10 protein-coding genes, 2 tRNA genes and 1 rRNA gene are annotated in these 16,760 nt (G+C 64.7%); 6 read left to right on the top strand and 7 right to left on the bottom strand.

Annotation, left to right across the window (positions count from 1 at the left end; translation table 11 throughout):
• Nucleotides 1-192: 192 nt before the first annotated feature.
• The 4 genes from QX132_RS08915 to QX132_RS08900 all read right to left on the bottom strand — a co-directional run bounded on the left by QX132_RS08915 (nt 193) and on the right by QX132_RS08900 (nt 4,691).
• The gene (locus tag QX132_RS08915; protein ID WP_316160780.1) at nt 193-2,235 is read right to left on the bottom strand and encodes a S8 family serine peptidase; all 2,043 of its coding nucleotides are present in this window, start codon (nt 2,233-2,235) and stop codon (nt 193-195) included.
• A 52-nt stretch (nt 2,236-2,287) separates the two neighbouring features.
• Nucleotides 2,288-2,518: a hypothetical protein gene (locus tag QX132_RS08910; RefSeq protein WP_315736244.1), complete on the bottom strand. Its 231-nt coding sequence runs from the start codon at nt 2,516-2,518 to the stop codon at nt 2,288-2,290.
• Nucleotides 2,519-2,631: 113 nt separating this feature from the next.
• A complete protein-coding gene (locus QX132_RS08905; RefSeq protein WP_316160779.1) occupies nt 2,632-3,768 on the bottom strand; it encodes a hypothetical protein in 1,137 nt (378 codons plus the stop codon).
• Nucleotides 3,769-3,959: 191 nt separating this feature from the next.
• Entirely contained in the window at nt 3,960-4,691 is a 732-nt protein-coding gene (locus QX132_RS08900) for a BTAD domain-containing putative transcriptional regulator (RefSeq protein ID WP_315755972.1), read from the bottom strand.
• 375 nt (nt 4,692-5,066) lie between these two features.
• On the opposite strand from QX132_RS08900, the gene QX132_RS08895 reads away from it, so the two are divergent.
• The gene (locus tag QX132_RS08895; RefSeq protein WP_315795638.1) at nt 5,067-5,486 is read left to right on the top strand and encodes a secondary thiamine-phosphate synthase enzyme YjbQ; all 420 of its coding nucleotides are present in this window, start codon (nt 5,067-5,069) and stop codon (nt 5,484-5,486) included.
• Between the two features lie 391 nt (nt 5,487-5,877).
• Here the strand turns inward: QX132_RS08895 and QX132_RS08890 are convergent, their stop codons facing one another.
• Nucleotides 5,878-6,741, bottom strand: coding sequence for an alpha/beta hydrolase (locus tag QX132_RS08890; RefSeq protein ID WP_316160777.1), 864 nt, complete (start codon nt 6,739-6,741; stop codon nt 5,878-5,880).
• 256 nt (nt 6,742-6,997) lie between these two features.
• Here QX132_RS08890 and QX132_RS08885 point away from each other — a divergent pair, with 256 nt between their 5' ends.
• Nucleotides 6,998-7,654, top strand: a complete 657-nt coding sequence (locus tag QX132_RS08885) for a TIGR02594 family protein (protein ID WP_409999341.1) — start codon at nt 6,998-7,000, stop codon at nt 7,652-7,654.
• Nucleotides 7,655-7,859: 205 nt separating this feature from the next.
• On the opposite strand, the gene QX132_RS08880 is transcribed toward QX132_RS08885, so the two are convergent.
• The gene (locus QX132_RS08880) at nt 7,860-8,645 is read right to left on the bottom strand and encodes an MOSC domain-containing protein (RefSeq protein WP_315795644.1); all 786 of its coding nucleotides are present in this window, start codon (nt 8,643-8,645) and stop codon (nt 7,860-7,862) included.
• A gap of 222 nt (nt 8,646-8,867) precedes the next feature.
• Between QX132_RS08880 and clpB the strand changes: the two genes are divergently transcribed.
• Nucleotides 8,868-11,507 (top strand): ATP-dependent chaperone ClpB, encoded by a 2,640-nt coding sequence (gene clpB, locus QX132_RS08875; protein ID WP_315736251.1) that lies wholly within the window; start codon nt 8,868-8,870, stop codon nt 11,505-11,507.
• Nucleotides 11,508-11,625: 118 nt separating this feature from the next.
• On the opposite strand, the gene QX132_RS08870 is transcribed toward clpB, so the two are convergent.
• Nucleotides 11,626-13,689, bottom strand: coding sequence for a M23 family metallopeptidase (locus QX132_RS08870; protein WP_316160774.1), 2,064 nt, complete (start codon nt 13,687-13,689; stop codon nt 11,626-11,628).
• An 807-nt stretch (nt 13,690-14,496) separates the two neighbouring features.
• On the opposite strand from QX132_RS08870, the gene QX132_RS08865 reads away from it, so the two are divergent.
• From QX132_RS08865 to QX132_RS08855, 3 genes are all read left to right on the top strand, one after another.
• Nucleotides 14,497-15,985 (top strand): 16S ribosomal RNA (locus QX132_RS08865).
• 248 nt (nt 15,986-16,233) lie between these two features.
• A tRNA-Ile gene (locus QX132_RS08860) sits at nt 16,234-16,310 on the top strand.
• 157 nt (nt 16,311-16,467) lie between these two features.
• Nucleotides 16,468-16,543 (top strand) — tRNA-Ala (locus QX132_RS08855).
• The last annotated feature ends 217 nt before the right edge of the window (nt 16,544-16,760 follow it).

Below are 16,760 nucleotides of genomic sequence, written 5' to 3'. Positions count from 1 at the left end.
GATGCAGTCATGGCTCGAAATTGCACCGCGCCGAGCCCTCTCACCCCCCTAATTCGGATTCTTGCCCAGCCTCGACGACGCAAGCCGCGATCGTGCGACAAACTAACACGACGGGCAGTCCGTGCATGAGGCTCATGCGCAAACTGCCCGTCGTGCAACGTCTGATGCCGTTCCTACGGCTTGCCCCGTGATCTACAGCAAGCCGACCTTGTGCATGATGTCGCGGATCTGCGCCGGACTGGGATCACCGACCGCCGGGCTGGACCACTCGCTGGTCGTCGTTGCCGGGCCCCTGGCAACCGAACCGGCTCCGTTGAGCTTGCCATTGGGCGCCTGCGGCACCAGCGTCGGAGACGTCGCGCCGCTCTGCGCCTCGCCGCGCGCCAGTCCGAGCAGGCGACGGAGAACGTCGAGCGAGGGATCGGCCGTGGGCGCGGAGGCCACGCCCGCTTCCAGGCCGAGTGCGCGCATCGCGTTCGGCAGTCCGGCACCCGAACGGTTGGGATCGCCGAACTGCAGCGGCGTCGATGTCTCCTTCAGGATCTGGAACAGCCGCTCCACACGCCGCGCGTCGCGTGTCGCGAACTGGCCCTTGAAGTCGGGATGATGCGCCAGCACGAGCGCGGCGAGACCGGTGACGTGCGGCGTGGCCATCGAGGTGCCGTCCCAGGCCCCGAAGCCATCCGTCGGCAGCGAGGACACGATGCCGACGCCCGGCGCGCAGACGTCGATCTCCGGCCCAAAGCAACTGAACTTCGCCGGAAAATATCCGTCGGCGCTCCGGAAGCCGTCCAACCCCTGCTGGGCGTGGAAGCTGTCCTCGGGAAACTCGCCCCATTTGCCCATCGCGGCGACCGCCAGGCAATGCGGCGTCGAGCCCGGAAACTGGACCGGCCCCGACGAGTTTCCCGCGGCGACGATACAGGCGAGGCCCATCTGCTTGGCCCGCAAGATCCGCTCCTCGATGATCTGCGACGGCTCGCCGCCGCCCAGACTCATGTTGGCGATGTCGATGCCATTCTCCATGCAGTAGTCGAGCGCCGAGACGAGATCGCTGAACCGGCCGCCCGGGAAGATCCGGCAGACATGGATTTCGGCCGCCGGAGCGAAGCCGCGAATGCCTCCGCCGGAGCCGATCGGTCCGCCGGCGATGATCCCGGCGCAATGCGAGCCGTGACCGATGGTATCGACGGTCCAACTCGCGGGATCATTGCCGACGATGCTCTTGCCGATCGTGACGCTGTGCAGATTGCGATGCGTCGGCGCGGCGCCGGAATCGATCACCGCAATCTTCACTCCCGCGCCGTTATAGGCGAGGGGCAGGCGATCGAGGCCCATCGCGCGCTGGCCCCAACCCAGCAATTGCTGGCCGGGAAATCCGCGCAGATAGGCGCCGAGCGTCTTCGCGGCGATGCGGTTCACGCTGTCGGGGGTCAGTTGCGGACGATCGAGCCAGAAGGTCCAGTAATCGACCCGCGGCTTGATCAGGATCGAGCGGATGGTGTCGGGCGTCTCGCCCTGAATCTTGAGCGTGACGCGGCCGCTGGCGTCGGTGACGCCCTGAACCGGCCACACGCTGCCGAACACGTACACTTCCACCTCCGGCAGCGGGCCGCTCTCGCCGACCACTTCGATCGTCGTCGAGAACCCGTCGGCCAAGGGAATGAGAACGCCGGGATTGGGAAGCTGGTGCGGCGCCGGCACCTGGGGGACGGTCGGATCGAGCATGTAGGTGAGCGGCGCATCGCGCTCGACCGCGAGCCGTGCTCCGGCCTGGGCCTTCAGCAATTCGGCCTTGTCGGGCGCCATGCGGGCCAGCACCATCGGGCCGAGCGGTGCTTGTCCTGGGTCGGCGCTCTGAAATCCGAGCAGGCGCGGCGGCTGAATTGTCTTCACCACGTCGATGTCGGGGCTGTTTGTCAGTTGCTGGACGATGAAGTCGGCGCTGAAGGTCCCAAGCCCCATCTGCTGGCGCGGTGCCAGGATGTACTGCGCCCGCCGTTGCGAGATCGTTGCGCCGGGTTGACCCGTTGCTGGCGCCGCCGTGCCGCCGTCGCTGCGGCTGGTCCCTTGTGCGGCTGGGGCTGATGCGGCGGTCACCCGTGCTGCGGCCTGCGGTGCGGCAGCGGCCTCGGCTGACGGCTGCGCCGCTCCGGGTTGTGCTCCGGTGCCGTTGACGGCCGTGCCGGCCGCATCCTTCTGATCCGAGATTTCAGGCTTGCTTCGTGCGGCCATTTGCGGGCTCCTTCATCCTCGCTCGTGACATCGTCGGGAGGCGCCGCTGAAGTCAGCCGGCGCCAAAGGGTTTCAGCGGAGCGTTCGGCTCCACCACGATCGTGCTGAAAGTCGATCGGAGGCGATCGGCCTGGCTCTTCGTCATCGACAGGATGACGACGTCAGGTGCGACCTGACCGACGCGTTTCACGCTGGGCTCGCGGCTCAAGTGATCAGCGAGCTGGCCGGACTTGACCGGCTCGCCTTGCACGATGAATTCCTGTTCTGAGTTCGGATCCGCCATGCGTCGTTCCCTCCATGTCAGGTCGGCGGTGGGCGGACTTTTCGTGCGCCCACCGCTTCACTCTCTTGGACCCGCGTTGCGATGTCGCGGGTCGTTGCTTCCAATCGGTCGTCCTAGTGCATCGTGCCGGCGGGCTGGCCGGTGCTGAAGATGCCGAGCGTGTGCCCGATGTTGAGGCCGGTCTGCGCGCCCTGGCCGATCTTCTTCAGCACGCTCCAGAAGCCCTGCAGCTCCATGTCGGTCGGCTGCGCCGCGGCCTGCTGGCCCGGCTGGCCGGCGCTGAAGATGCCGAGATTGTGGCCGACGTCGAGGCCGGTCTGGACGCCCTGTCCGATCTTCTTGAGCACGCTCCAGAAGCTCTGCAGCTCCATGTCGGTCGGCTGCGCGGCCGCCGCCTGCTGGCCCGGCTGGCCGGCGCTGAAGATGCCGAGATTGTGCCCGACGTCGAGGCCGGTCTGGACGCCCTGGCCGATCTTCTTGAGCACGCTCCAGAAGCTCTGCAGCTCCATGTCGGTCGGCTGCGCCGCCGCAGCGGCTTGCGGACCGGTGCTGAAGATGCCGAGGTTGTGGCCGACATTGATGCCGGTCTGGACGCCCTGACCGATCTTCTTGAGCACGCTCCAGAAGCCCTGCAGTTCCATGTCGGTCGGCTGCGCCGCGGCGGTGGCGGCTTGCGGACCGGTGCTGAAGATGCCGAGGTTGTGGCCGACATTGAGGCCGGTCTGGACGCCCTGACCGATCTTCTTGAGCACGCTCCAGAAGCCCTGCAGCTCCATGTCGGTCGGCTGTGCCGCGGCGGTGGCGGCTTGCGGACCGACGCTGAAGATGCCGAGGTTGTGGCCGACGTTGAGGCCGGTCTGGGCGCCCTGTCCGATCTTCTTGAGCACGCTCCAGAAGCCCTGCAGCTCCATGTCGGTCGGCTGCGCCGCGGCGGCGGCCTGCGGATCGGTGCTGAAGATGCCGAGGTTGTGGCCGACATTGAGGCCGGTCTGGACGCCCTGTCCGATCTTCTTGAGCACGCTCCAGAAGCCCTGCAACTCCATCTCCGACGGCTGCTCGGTGCCGGGGCCGACGGAGAACGGCGCGAACCCGCCCGCGATTCCGCCGATGGCGCCGCCGAAGTCCCGGCCGGTCTTGCCGCCGATCAGGCGTCCGATCGCTTGTCCGGCGAACCTGCCGAGAACGGAGCCGAAGATCCCTTCGGGATTCAGTTGACCAAAGTCCTCAGTCGATTGCTGCATGCCACTCATGTTGAGCCTCCTCGCTCGTTATCTGACCTCTGAGCGACGCGCCGCTTGACCTCATCAGGAGTAGTTGCTGCGCGACGTCGATCGAGGGCGATGTTGCGCGTGTGGCCGTGATGCAAGTGTCAAGCGGGGCGTGAAAGTGCCGTCAAAATCGATCATGTGAGGCACGCATGGAGCAAGGGTCGCGCGGATCGTCAGACGCGAAGCATGCGCCTGATTTCGCGCTGCAGGGTTTCGGTTTCGCTCTCCGGCGTGGCACCGACCTGCTTGCGCAGGACGGTGCGGCAGAAGTCATATTGACGCAGGGCGTCGGCGCGGCGACCCTGCTGTGCGTAGCAGCGCATCAGGGTGCGGTGGACGTCCTCCTGCAGCGGATCGGCGGCCAGCACGCGCAACGAGAATGTCTTGGCGATCTCCACATGTTCGGGGCCGCCGACGTCCAGCAGGCCCGCGATGGCCCGTATCGCTCGCGTCTTCAGTCGTTGACGCTCGGCGGAGAGCCATGCCTCGAACGCGCAGGACGTCGAGCTGATGCCGTCGAGCAACTCGCCTCGGAACAGCGCGGCGGCGCGCGCCATGGTTTCCAGATCGCCGAGCTGCAGCAGCAGCTCGAACTCCTGCACGTCGGTGCTAACGGCGTTCGGATGGATGCGGATGTCGTCCCGTTCCGCCGAAATGACGTCGGCGCATTGCGGCAGCACCCGGCGCAGCGTCAACAGGGCCTGGCGAAGGTTTGCGCGCGCGTTGTCGCCGAAGCGGCCTTCCCACAGGAGTGCGGCAAGCTTGCTGCGTGAAATGCCGTGCGGAGAGGTAAGGGCGAGATAGCCCAGGAGTGTTGCAGCCTTGCGGCTTGGGATGACGACCTGCTCGCCGGAGACGCGTTTGATTTCAAGACCGCCAAAGAGATTGATACGCAGCAGACTCATTGTCTCTCTCCTCTGAATGGCGACTCGCTGCGATCGGCGTCAGCCTGCAGAAGTCGAGCTTCTCGTGCGATGAGAATGAGCGGCTGCAGCCGGATCAGGTCTGCACAGTCGTCGCCGAAGGGCGAGCCGCCACGCTGTCGTTGTCATCGTCGAAATGAGATCGGCAATGCAGTTAAGTCTGTCCGAGCAACGTTCGGTTCAATCTTGGATTGTATGACGAAGCGACACCGGGCCGGCTGGGCTTGCAGTATGCACTCCATCGGGTCCAGTCTGCGCGCAGCCGGAACCGCACGCTGTGAGCTACGGCACACTCGAGGACGGACACGCGCGTTGCGGTATCCTCTGGTTATGGTGATGAAGCACGGGATTGTTCCGATGAGATCGTTCCGCAAGGAACTTTGGTTCCAGACACCGGGCCGTCGCGCCTTCATCAACATCACGGATGATGTCGAGGCGGCGCTGAAGGAGAGCGGGGTGCGCGAGGGACTCGTGCTGGTCAACGCCATGCACATCACCGCGTCGGTCTTCATCAATGACGACGAGAGCGGGCTGCATTTCGACTACGAGCAATGGCTGGAGAAGCTGGCGCCGCACGAGCCGGTGGCGGGCTATCGCCACAACCGGACCGGCGAGGACAATGCCGACGCCCACATGAAGCGCCAGATCATGGGCCGCGAGGTCGTGGTCGCGATCACCGGCGGCAAGCTCGATTTCGGTCCGTGGGAGCAGATCTTCTACGGCGAGTTCGACGGCGGGCGGCGCAAGCGCGTGCTGATCAAGATCATCGGCGAGTAGGCGAGTCCGTCGCGACTTTGGCAGGGCTTGCTCGAACAGGCCGTCATTGCGAGGAGCGCAAGCGACGAAGCAATCCAGGGCCACGACGGCAGCTTGTCTGCGTAGCCCTGGATCGCTTCGCTGGCGCTCGCGATGACGGAGGAGGTAGCAATAGCCTCAGCTGTCATGCCCGCGCAGGCTGGCATCCAGTGCGCCGTGGCCTCACGGGCGATCCCACTGCCATCTCGCAACACTGGATCGCGGCGCCGCGCGCGCTTGGCCTGATCGTCACGGCAGAGTCCGATTCATGCTGGACGTGATCGTCGCTGGAATGGGCAAAGCCGGCTCGCGAAGCAGCCTGGCCCGCTGCGCCTTGCGTGTCGAGCAGAGCCGGAACGCTTCGGCTGCGCAACTATCCCGCCATCGACCGCGGATCCCGTGGCCCCCATCGCCCGGCCTCGACCAGCGCGATGAAGCGCTCGACCGCTTCGTTGAACAGCACCGGCTCCTCCAGGTTCAGCACGTGGCCGGACTTGGGGAAGAAGGTCAGGCCCGAGGCCGCCAGATGCTGCTTGAGGAACAGGCTCGGCGCGATGCAGGCGTCGTCCTCGTCGCCGCAGATGATGAGGGCCGGCGTCGGCACGCCGCGGATGGCGTCGGTCATTGTAAAGATCGAGGGCCGGCCACCCTGGAAACCGCGCATGGTGTTGGCTGAGCCGCGCGCGTCATGGCGGGCGAGGGCGGCGTAGAAGTCGGCGTGGCCGCGCGGGTCCTTGACCAGGAAGGGAATGCGGCCGGGCGCCTCGCGCGTCACCTTGGCGGTCTCGGCTGAGCCCAGGGTCTCGAACTGCTCGGCGGTGGCGCGGCACTGGGCGCGGAAGGCGTCGAGTTGCTCAAGGCTGGAGCCGGAGCCGACCCCGGCCAGCACCATCGAGCGGATGCGCCCGGGCGCGTTCAGCGCCACCTGCAGCGAGGAATAGGAGCCCATCGACAGGCCGACGAAGTGGGCGCTGGCGATGCCGAGATGGTCCAGCACCGCCAGCGCGTCGGTGTAGAAGTGCACGTAGCTGTAGACGTCGGGCGCGGCCGGCACGTCCGAGGGCGTGTAGCCGCGCGCGGCGTAGGCGATGCAGCGGTGGCGCCGCGCGAAGTAGCGCAGCTGCGGCTCCCAATTGGTGTGGTCGGCGGCGAACTCGTGCAGGAAGATGAGCGGCGTGCCCGCGCCGACCTCTTCGAAATAGAGGCGAACGCCGTCTTTCGCCGTTGCGTGGGGCATCGTCATCTCCTCCCGTGTCACGTGCTGCATGATGACGAGTCGCGCGACACGCGACAATGGTCGGGCCAGCGCCTTGTTTTCGCCGCGACATAGACTCGGAATCACCCTCTCGCCGCCAGCCTTTCGCCGTCGATGGTCATGGTTTCGTCACACCGCAACATTTTACGGACCGCCGCTGGCGGCTTGCAGAGGGGCCGCGCTGAGGGACCAGGGGGTGCCAAGTCAGGTACTGGGGGAAGTAACAGAAGGATTGAGTATGGTTGTGTCTACCCTTCGCCGGTCGCTTCACATCGTTGCGTTAACCATGTGCTCGGCAGTCGTCGCCGTCACCGCAACACCGGCTTCGGCCCGTCCGCATCACGGCTCCGGGCATCATGCCCACCGCAGCCACGGCGGCCATCACTACGCAAGATATCATCACCACGGCCGGTCCGTCGCCCGGTTGTCGCGCTGGGAGCGCGGCGTGGCGCGGGTGCAGGTGAGCGGCGTTGCCGACGCGCAGGCCAGCGTCATGATGCCGGGCACGGCGTCTGACGGCATGGCGTCGTCCGGCGGCTTCGGCGGCGGCAGCAGCGTCGTCTCCGCGGCGCGCAGCTACATCGGCAGCGGCAACCCGACCGGCCGGCGCAGCCTGTGGTGCGCCCGTTTCATGAACATGGTGCTGGAGCGGACCGGCCATCGCGGCACCGGCTCCGACATGGCGCGCTCGTTCGCGAGCTATGGCCAGCGCGTCTCCGGCCCGCAGGTCGGCGCGATCGCGGTCATGAGCCGCCGTGGCGGCGGACATGTCGGCGTGGTCTCGGGCGTCGATGCCCAGGGCAACCCGATCGTCATCTCCGGCAACAACGGCAACCGCGTGCGCGAGACCGCGGTGTCGCGCGGCCGGGTGTATGCGTATGTGATGCCGAACTGACCAATCTCGAACTGATGAATCGAGCCGTCGAGGCTCGCTCGGTGTGCGCCTCCCCCGCTTGCGGGGGAGGTCGCATCGCATCGAAGATGCGATGCGGGTGGGGGAAGTCTCTCCACACGAAGATTTTCGGGTGGGGCGGCCCCCACCCCAACCCTCCCCCGCACGCGGGAGAGGGGGCGCGCCGCCGATGCGGCCAGCGCTCGAACTACACCAGCCGCGGCTGCTCCACGGCGAGTTCGTCGCCAACGGCGATATCACCGGCTTCGATCACCTCGGCATAGATGCCGCATTCATTGTTGCCGCGCCGGGTCATCAGCGCGGGCGGGATGTCGAGGTCGCGGGCGGCCGTGTCCGGGTCGACGTTGACCGCGGCGCAGCGGGTGGTGGTCTTCACGACCTTGAGCCGCGCCGAGCCGATGCGCAGCGTCTCGCCCATGAGCGAGGTCTCGTGCCAGGCCTGCCAGCCGGTGACGTAGACGTTGGCGCGGAAGCGCAGCGGGTGCACGGGAGCGCCGACCAAAGTCTCGATCTCCGCGATGGAGGCGAGGTTGATGATCGAGACCACCTTGCGCGCCAGGTCCGTGAAACTGTAGCCGCCGCCCGACAGCAGCTTTGGTGGCCCGCGCAGCTCGTCGGCGAACTCGCCTGCGAAGAAGCGCTCGATCGCCGCGCGGCCTTCGGGGCTCTCGAGATCGCCTTGCACGACGACGGCGTCGTCCCTGCGGATGGTGAGGATATTCGTCGCGTCGTCGAACACGGTCTTGAAGCCGGCGAGGCGCTCGTTGCGCATCAGCATGAGATACGCCGTCTTCGGCCGCCAGACCGGAGCGTCCGGATCGAACCCGCTGGGGCCGTTCTCCAATGCGTAGCGGCGGTCGGCCGGTAAGGTCTGGCCGACCCGCAGAGGTGCCGTCTGCAATGGTTCCGGGGTAAGGCCCTTGACCGGATAGCGGTACAGGCCGGCGATGCGCGCGGGACGGGTCTGGCTCATGCCGCCTCATAGGAGATTCCCATGGCCGCGGCCAGGGCACACGAATTTGTGAAACGGCCTCTTCCGTTTTTGGCCCGCCTTCCCACATTTCAGCTCAAGCCGGGCGCAAGCCGGCGACGTCAGGGGTGCGGCGTTGATGGACGTCAACGTGCGCGGTCCGAAACCCAATGAAGATGCTGAAATCGTGCCTTCGGGGCGTCACAGCAGGCTGAGGGAAATATCATGAATATCGAAAAATATACCGAGCGCGCCCGGGGCTTCATCCAATCGGCGCAATCGCTGGCCGTGCGCGACGGCCATCAGCAATTCTCGCCGCTGCATCTGCTGAAAGTCCTGCTCGACGACGGCGAGGGACTTGCGGGCGGTCTCATCGACCGCGCCGGCGGCAATTCGCGCGCGATCCTGAAAGCGACCGAGGATGCGCTGGGCAAGCTGCCGAAGGTGTCGGGCAGCGGCGCCGGACAGGTCTATCTGTCGCCCGAGCTGGCGCGCGCCTTCGACGCGGCGGAGAAGGCGGCCGAGAAGGCCGGCGATAGTTTTGTCACGGTCGAGCGGCTGCTGCTCGGGCTGACGCTGGAGAAGAACAGCGAAGCAGGCGGCATCCTCGCCAAGGGCGGCGTCACCGCGCAGAACCTCAACGCGGCGATCGAATCCCTGCGCAAGGGCCGCACCGCCGACTCGGCGACCGCCGAGAATGCGTATGATGCGCTGAAGAAATATGCCCGCGACCTGACCCAGGCGGCGCGCGACGGCAAGCTCGATCCGGTGATCGGCCGCGACGAGGAGATCCGCCGTACGATTCAAGTTCTGTCCCGGCGCACCAAGAACAATCCCGTACTGATCGGCGAGCCCGGCGTCGGCAAGACCGCGATCGTCGAAGGCCTCGCGCTGCGCATCGTCAATGGCGACGTGCCGGAGAGCCTGAAGGACAAGCGGCTGTTGTCGCTCGATCTCGGCTCCCTGATCGCGGGCGCGAAATATCGCGGCGAGTTCGAGGAGCGGCTGAAGGCCGTGCTGCAGGAGGTCACGTCAGCCGAAGGCACCTTCGTGCTGTTCATCGACGAGATGCATACCCTGATCGGCGCCGGCAAGGCCGACGGCGCGATGGATGCGTCGAACCTGCTGAAGCCCGCGCTGGCCCGCGGCGAGCTGCACTGCATCGGCGCGACCACGCTCGACGAGTATCAGAAGCACGTCGAGAAGGACGCGGCGCTGGCGCGGCGCTTCCAGCCGGTCTACGTCACCGAGCCGACGGTCGAGGACACCATCTCGATCCTGCGCGGCCTGAAGGATAAATACGAGCAGCATCACGGCGTGCGCATCACCGATTCCGCGCTGGTGGCCTCGGCGACGCTGTCGAACCGCTACATCACCGACCGCTTCCTGCCCGACAAGGCCATCGACCTGATGGACGAGGCGGGCGCGCGGCTGAAGATGCAGGTCGATTCCAAGCCGGAAGAGCTGGATTCGATGGATCGCGAGATCATCCGGCTCAAGATCGAGCAGGAAGCGCTGAAGAAGGAGACCGATCCGGGGTCCAAGAGCCGGCTGCTGACCTTGGAAAAGGAGCTCGCCGATCTCTCGGAGAAGTCGGCTGGCCTGACTGCGCGCTGGAGCGCGGAGAAGGACAAGCTGTCGAACGCGCAGAAGCTCAAGAGCGAGCTGGACGGCCTGCGCATCGAGCTCGCCAACGCGCAGCGCCGCGGCGAGTATCAAAAAGCGGGCGAGCTGGCCTATGGCCGCATCCCTGAGCTGGAGAAGCAGCTGGCCGACATCGAGGCCAAGGAGAATGCCGGCGAGATGATGGAGGAGGCGGTCACCGCCAACCACATCGCGCAGGTGGTCTCGCGCTGGACCGGCGTGCCGGTGGACAAGATGCTCGAGGGCGAGAAGGACAAGCTCCTGCGCATGGAGGATTCTCTCGGCAAGCGCGTCGTCGGCCAGTTCGAGGCCGTGCATGCGGTCGCGACCGCCGTGCGGCGCTCGCGCGCCGGCCTGCAGGACCCGAACCGACCGATGGGCTCGTTCATGTTCTTGGGCCCCACCGGTGTCGGCAAGACCGAGCTGACCAAGGCGCTCGCCGAGTATCTGTTCAACGACGAGACCGCGATGGTCCGGCTCGACATGTCCGAGTACATGGAGAAGCACTCGGTGTCGCGGCTGATCGGCGCGCCTCCCGGCTATGTCGGCTATGACGAGGGCGGAGCGCTGACAGAGGCCGTGCGGCGCCGGCCGTACCAGGTCGTCTTGTTCGACGAGATCGAGAAGGCGCATCCGGATGTCTTCAACGTGCTGCTGCAGGTGCTCGACGACGGCCGCCTGACCGACGGCCAGGGCCGCACCGTCGACTTCCGCAACACGCTGATCATCATGACCAGCAATCTCGGCTCCGAGTTCCTGGTCAATCAGCCGGAGGGCGAGGATACGTCGGAGGTGCGCGAGCTGGTGATGGGCACGGTGCGCGGGCATTTCCGGCCCGAGTTCCTCAACCGCGTCGACGAGATCATCCTGTTCCACCGCTTGCAGAAGAGCGAGATGGGGCGGATCGTCGAGATCCAGTTCACACGGCTCCAGAAGCTGCTGGAGGAGCGCAAGATCACCTTGTCGCTGGATGGCGACGCGCGCGACTGGCTCGCCGCCAAGGGCTGGGATCCGGCTTATGGCGCACGGCCGTTGAAGCGGGTGATCCAGCGTAGCGTGCAGGATCCGCTCGCCGAGATGATCCTCGCCGGCGATGTCAAGGACGGCGACAAGGTCGCCATCTCCTCGGAAGGCAATGTGCTGACCTTCAACGGCAAGGCGCATCGCACCGCCGAGATCGCGACGTTCGAGGCGCCGATCCCGAAGCGCAAGCTGAACTGAAGCGGCGCTGCGCCGAATGCAAGCAAAGGCGGCCCGCGCTGAGCGATCAGCGCGGGCCGCCTGCATCGGCAAAAAGACTTCCTTGGGTTGAACGGACCAGCCCGGCGAGGCCGGGTTTTTAGCGGCTGACCTGGATCGGGCCGGCGTCGGAGATGCGCGAGGCACCGGCACCGCGGCTGGTCATCATCTGGTCGACGCGATCGCGCTCCTTCTCGAAGCTGGCCATGATCTGGCCTTCGAGCGACCGGCCGCGCGGCAGCTTCACGCGCATCGGGTCGACGAAGCGGCCGTTGACCAGGATCTCATAGTGGACGTGCGGGCCGGTCGACATGCCGGTCGAGCCGACGAAACCGACGACCTGGCCCTGGCGCACGCGCTTGCCGGGCTCCATGCCCTTGGCAAACGCCGACAAGTGGCCATAGGCCGTCTCGTAGCCGTTGTTGTGCTTGATCCGGATGTACTTGCCGTAACCGCCTTCGGTGCCGACCTTCTCGAGAACGCCGTTGCCGGAGGCGAAGATCGGGGTGCCGTAGGCGGTGGCCCAGTCGACGCCGGTGTGCATCTTCACATAGCCGAGGATCGGATGGCGGCGGCCGCCGAAGCCGGAGCGCATGATCGCGTTGTTGACCGGCTTGCGCACCAGGAACTTCTTCGCGCTCTTCCCGGTCTCGTCGTAATAGTCGACGACGCTGTCGTCGGGGGTCTGGAACCGGTAGTATTTCTTGGTCTCGCCGCCGACCGTCAGCGCAGCGAACAGCACCTCGGTCTTGTCGTTGTTGCCGGGCTTGTCGTCATCGTCGCCGGCATAGAAGACGTCGAACGAATCGCCCGGCTGCACCTTGCGCTGGAAGTCGACGTCGTAGGAATAGATCCGGATCATGTCCTCGATGACCGGCGTGGGCACCTTGTTGCGCATCGCCGTCTCGTAGATGCTCTGATAGAGGCGGACACCGGTGCCGTCATCCTCCTCGTCATTGGTGTTGTCGGCGGTCTCGGTGACCGTGTTCATGCTCTGCGCGTCCACGGCGACGTATCGTCCGAGGTCCGACAGCGCGGCCACCGCCTCGATCATGGTGTCGTTGGCGATGATGACCCGGAACGGCTGCAGCCGGGCGCCGGGGGCAGGGCCGGACGGCGCCATCAGGATACGGAGCTTCTCGCCTTCTTTCAGCCCGCCGTCACGGCCGCGTGGGCCGAGCTGGGCGGCAATCGCCCTGGCCTCGTCGGGCGTCGCGCCCTGGTCGCGCAGGATCGAGGTGACGGTATCGCCCTTCTTGACCAGGTGGACACGCTCGCCGAGCGGATTGCCGCCGGTGATCTGGTCCTTGGTCTTGGGGAGCAAGGTGACATTTTCCGGCACCACCCGGGTCTCGAAGCCGGCGTAAGGATCTGGCGAGGTGCCGTCATTGGCGTAGGACAGTTTCAGGTCGCCGCCTTGGACGGCCTGTGCACTGGCCGCGTCAGCGGCGGCATTGGCGAGCGAGGCGTAGCGGACGCCGCCATTGTTGCCGCGCCAGTTCGCCGCATCGCGAACCCGCATGACGATTTCGTCGAGCGCCACCGAGGTCGCGATCTTCGCCTTGGGGAGCACCGCGGCGAGATCCTTGGTCACGAACGAGACTTCGGCGTCGGGCTCGACGGCCTCCGGATTGTTCGGATCCTCGCCGGACCCGGTCTTGTCGTTGTCGGTGTCGCTCAGCAGGCGCTGGGCGTTGAACGGCGGGATCTTGGCGGAAAGATCGCTCGTCGTCATCGACAGGTTGCCCGAGATCCGGACATAGGGACGGACCCGGATCAGCTCGCGCGATCCGGCGCGGGTCACGGTCGAGATGCGCACCACATTGCGCGCGGCCGCCGCTTCGCTCGGCGGCGGCAGGCGATCGCTCTTGCGCAGGGTGGCAACGCGGTCATTGGCGCCGAAGGCGCCGCGCAGCGCGCTCTCCATCCGCTCCGGCATGCGAGCGAAGGTCATTTCGCCGTCGAGCGACGCAAAAACGGCGCCGCCGATCAGGGCTGCGCCGCATAGACCAGTCAGAATCGTACCGGAGAACCATTGCACGGAGACGCGGCGGCGATCGATCACCGCGGCCTCGGAGCCATCGACCGATAGCGGCGGCTCATGACCGAGATCGATCATGCCGACCTCGCGTCCATACCCCCCGCGTGACGTCCGATGGTTCAACCTTCGTCCCCCAAGTTCAAAGTCAGCGCCGAAATCACTCAGCTGCCGGTCGGCTTAACGTCCAAGACAAACGGCTCGGAATGATGGCGCGCTTCTGACGGTTCGAGACTCTCTGGCCCGAAAGCCGGAATCCGCGAACCGCTATTGTTCTTCAGGATCTCTCGATGTCGTCTCGGCCGTATGAGTCAGGCGAAGGGCTCGCCACTTCCTTGATCTGGATCATCCTTGAATCGATGGCGGTCCCCGCTGGACCCAAATCAACCCAGGTCGATGCTTAACAAATCGTCGCAGGATTGTGGCCCAAGTGGGGCACGAAGTCCGCAAGAAGTCTGGGTTCTCTGGCCGTCCCGGAAAAAATGATTCGATGCGACGATTTGTTGACATTGGGCGTTGACACCCCGATCGGACCCCCCTATAAGCACGGTCACTGAGCGCGGCGCCGCTTCGGGACACACCGAGGCGAGCATTCGCGCCAATATTGCTCCTCACTTCTGCTGAGCGATGCACAACCGGTAGAACCCGGTTGCTCATCGACGTCGGAAAAGGTTGGGCGACCCCTCCATCCGAGGGTGGGACTGAGGTCCCGGGCTGTTTGACAAGTGAAGATGAAGAAAGAGAAACGTGGACGGCGGAGTCCTTGCGGGTCTCGGGATTGAAGGCTTCGGCTTTTGGTTCTGGGATCGGACGAGAAGACTTCGGCGGACAATGTTTCAAAGGTAACACCATGGTTTTCGCGCTGTGAAGCGTGGAGATCGATTGGTGGGACCTCGTCAAACGTTGTGATCAGCCGGTTCAAAGCTTCAAGTTCAACTTGAGAGTTTGATCCTGGCTCAGAGCGAACGCTGGCGGCAGGCTTAACACATGCAAGTCGAGCGGGCGTAGCAATACGTCAGCGGCAGACGGGTGAGTAACGCGTGGGAACGTACCTTTTGGTTCGGAACAACACAGGGAAACTTGTGCTAATACCGGATAAGCCCTTACGGGGAAAGATTTATCGCCGAAAGATCGGCCCGCGTCTGATTAGCTAGTTGGTGGGGTAATGGCCCACCAAGGCGACGATCAGTAGCTGGTCTGAGAGGATGATCAGCCACATTGGGACTGAGACACGGCCCAAACTCCTACGGGAGGCAGCAGTGGGGAATATTGGACAATGGGGGCAACCCTGATCCAGCCATGCCGCGTGAGTGATGAAGGCCCTAGGGTTGTAAAGCTCTTTTGTGCGGGAAGATAATGACGGTACCGCAAGAATAAGCCCCGGCTAACTTCGTGCCAGCAGCCGCGGTAATACGAAGGGGGCTAGCGTTGCTCGGAATCACTGGGCGTAAAGGGTGCGTAGGCGGGTCTTTAAGTCAGGGGTGAAATCCTGGAGCTCAACTCCAGAACTGCCTTTGATACTGAAGATCTTGAGTTCGGGAGAGGTGAGTGGAACTGCGAGTGTAGAGGTGAAATTCGTAGATATTCGCAAGAACACCAGTGGCGAAGGCGGCTCACTGGCCCGATACTGACGCTGAGGCACGAAAGCGTGGGGAGCAAACAGGATTAGATACCCTGGTAGTCCACGCCGTAAACGATGAATGCCAGCCGTTGGTGGGTTTACTCACCAGTGGCGCAGCTAACGCTTTAAGCATTCCGCCTGGGGAGTACGGTCGCAAGATTAAAACTCAAAGGAATTGACGGGGGCCCGCACAAGCGGTGGAGCATGTGGTTTAATTCGACGCAACGCGCAGAACCTTACCAGCCCTTGACATGTTTGGGACCGGTCGCAGAGATGTGACCTTCTCTTCGGAGCCCGAAACACAGGTGCTGCATGGCTGTCGTCAGCTCGTGTCGTGAGATGTTGGGTTAAGTCCCGCAACGAGCGCAACCCCCGTCCTTAGTTGCTACCATTTAGTTGAGCACTCTAAGGAGACTGCCGGTGATAAGCCGCGAGGAAGGTGGGGATGACGTCAAGTCCTCATGGCCCTTACGGGCTGGGCTACACACGTGCTACAATGGCGGTGACAGTGGGAAGCTAAGGGGCAACCCTTCGCAAATCTCAAAAAGCCGTCTCAGTTCGGATTGGGCTCTGCAACTCGAGCCCATGAAGTTGGAATCGCTAGTAATCGTGGATCAGCACGCCACGGTGAATACGTTCCCGGGCCTTGTACACACCGCCCGTCACACCATGGGAGTTGGCTTTACCTGAAGGCGGTGCGCTAACCAGCAATGGAGGCAGCCGACCACGGTAGGGTCAGCGACTGGGGTGAAGTCGTAACAAGGTAGCCGTAGGGGAACCTGCGGCTGGATCACCTCCTTTCTAAGGATGGCTCTTCAGCATGATCTTCGGATCGACTGGTCTTCGGACCGGTCAGCTATCGAGCTGTTTTAGAAACATCAGGGGCCACCGAGACCGCCAGGTCTTGCGTGAGCTCCATTGGCGGGATTTCGCCGTCTTCGTTTCTCTTTCTTCGCGGACGAACACGCTGCCTGGGGCTGCGCGGTCGCTGCTTTTGCTTCGTAGGCTTTGGCCTTCGCTGGCCGGGTGGTGACGAGCTTCGAGCGTTAGGGCTTGTAGCTCAGTTGGTTAGAGCGCGCGCTTGATAAGCGTGAGGTCGGAAGTTCAAGTCTTCCCAGGCCCACCAGCCTTCGCGCCTGCCGGCGCTTCGGCTCGGCAGGCCAGAAGATGCGCGAAGGCTGTCGCGCCGTAGCCCGAAGGGCGAAGGCGGACTGGTCAACGCGAACTTCGGCCGGCCAATCGTCTCGACGATCGCGCTGCTTGGCATTCGTCTTTCCGGTTATGGGGCCTTAGCTCAGCTGGGAGAGCGCGTGCTTTGCAAGCATGAGGTCGTCGGTTCGATCCCGACAGGCTCCACCAGCCTTCGCGCCTGCGGCGCTTCGGCTCGGCAAGCCATCTGATCGCGAAGGCTGTCGCGCCGGAGCTCGTAAGAGCGGAGGCGGACTTTGCGCCTGACCGACAAACAATTCGTCCGCGAGACAACACTTCGCATCTTCTGATCCTCACCGGGATTACAGAGGACTGCGTGTTATCTGACATCGTGAAGAGGAGATCGATCCGAGTAGGGTCGTGCAAT

This window comes from Bradyrhizobium sp. SZCCHNRI20481 (assembly GCF_032485055.1).
In the GTDB taxonomy this organism is placed as follows: domain Bacteria; phylum Pseudomonadota; class Alphaproteobacteria; order Rhizobiales; family Xanthobacteraceae; genus Bradyrhizobium.
The sequence above is the reverse complement of the archived record's forward strand: the minus strand, read 5'-3'. Positions and strand labels throughout refer to the sequence as shown.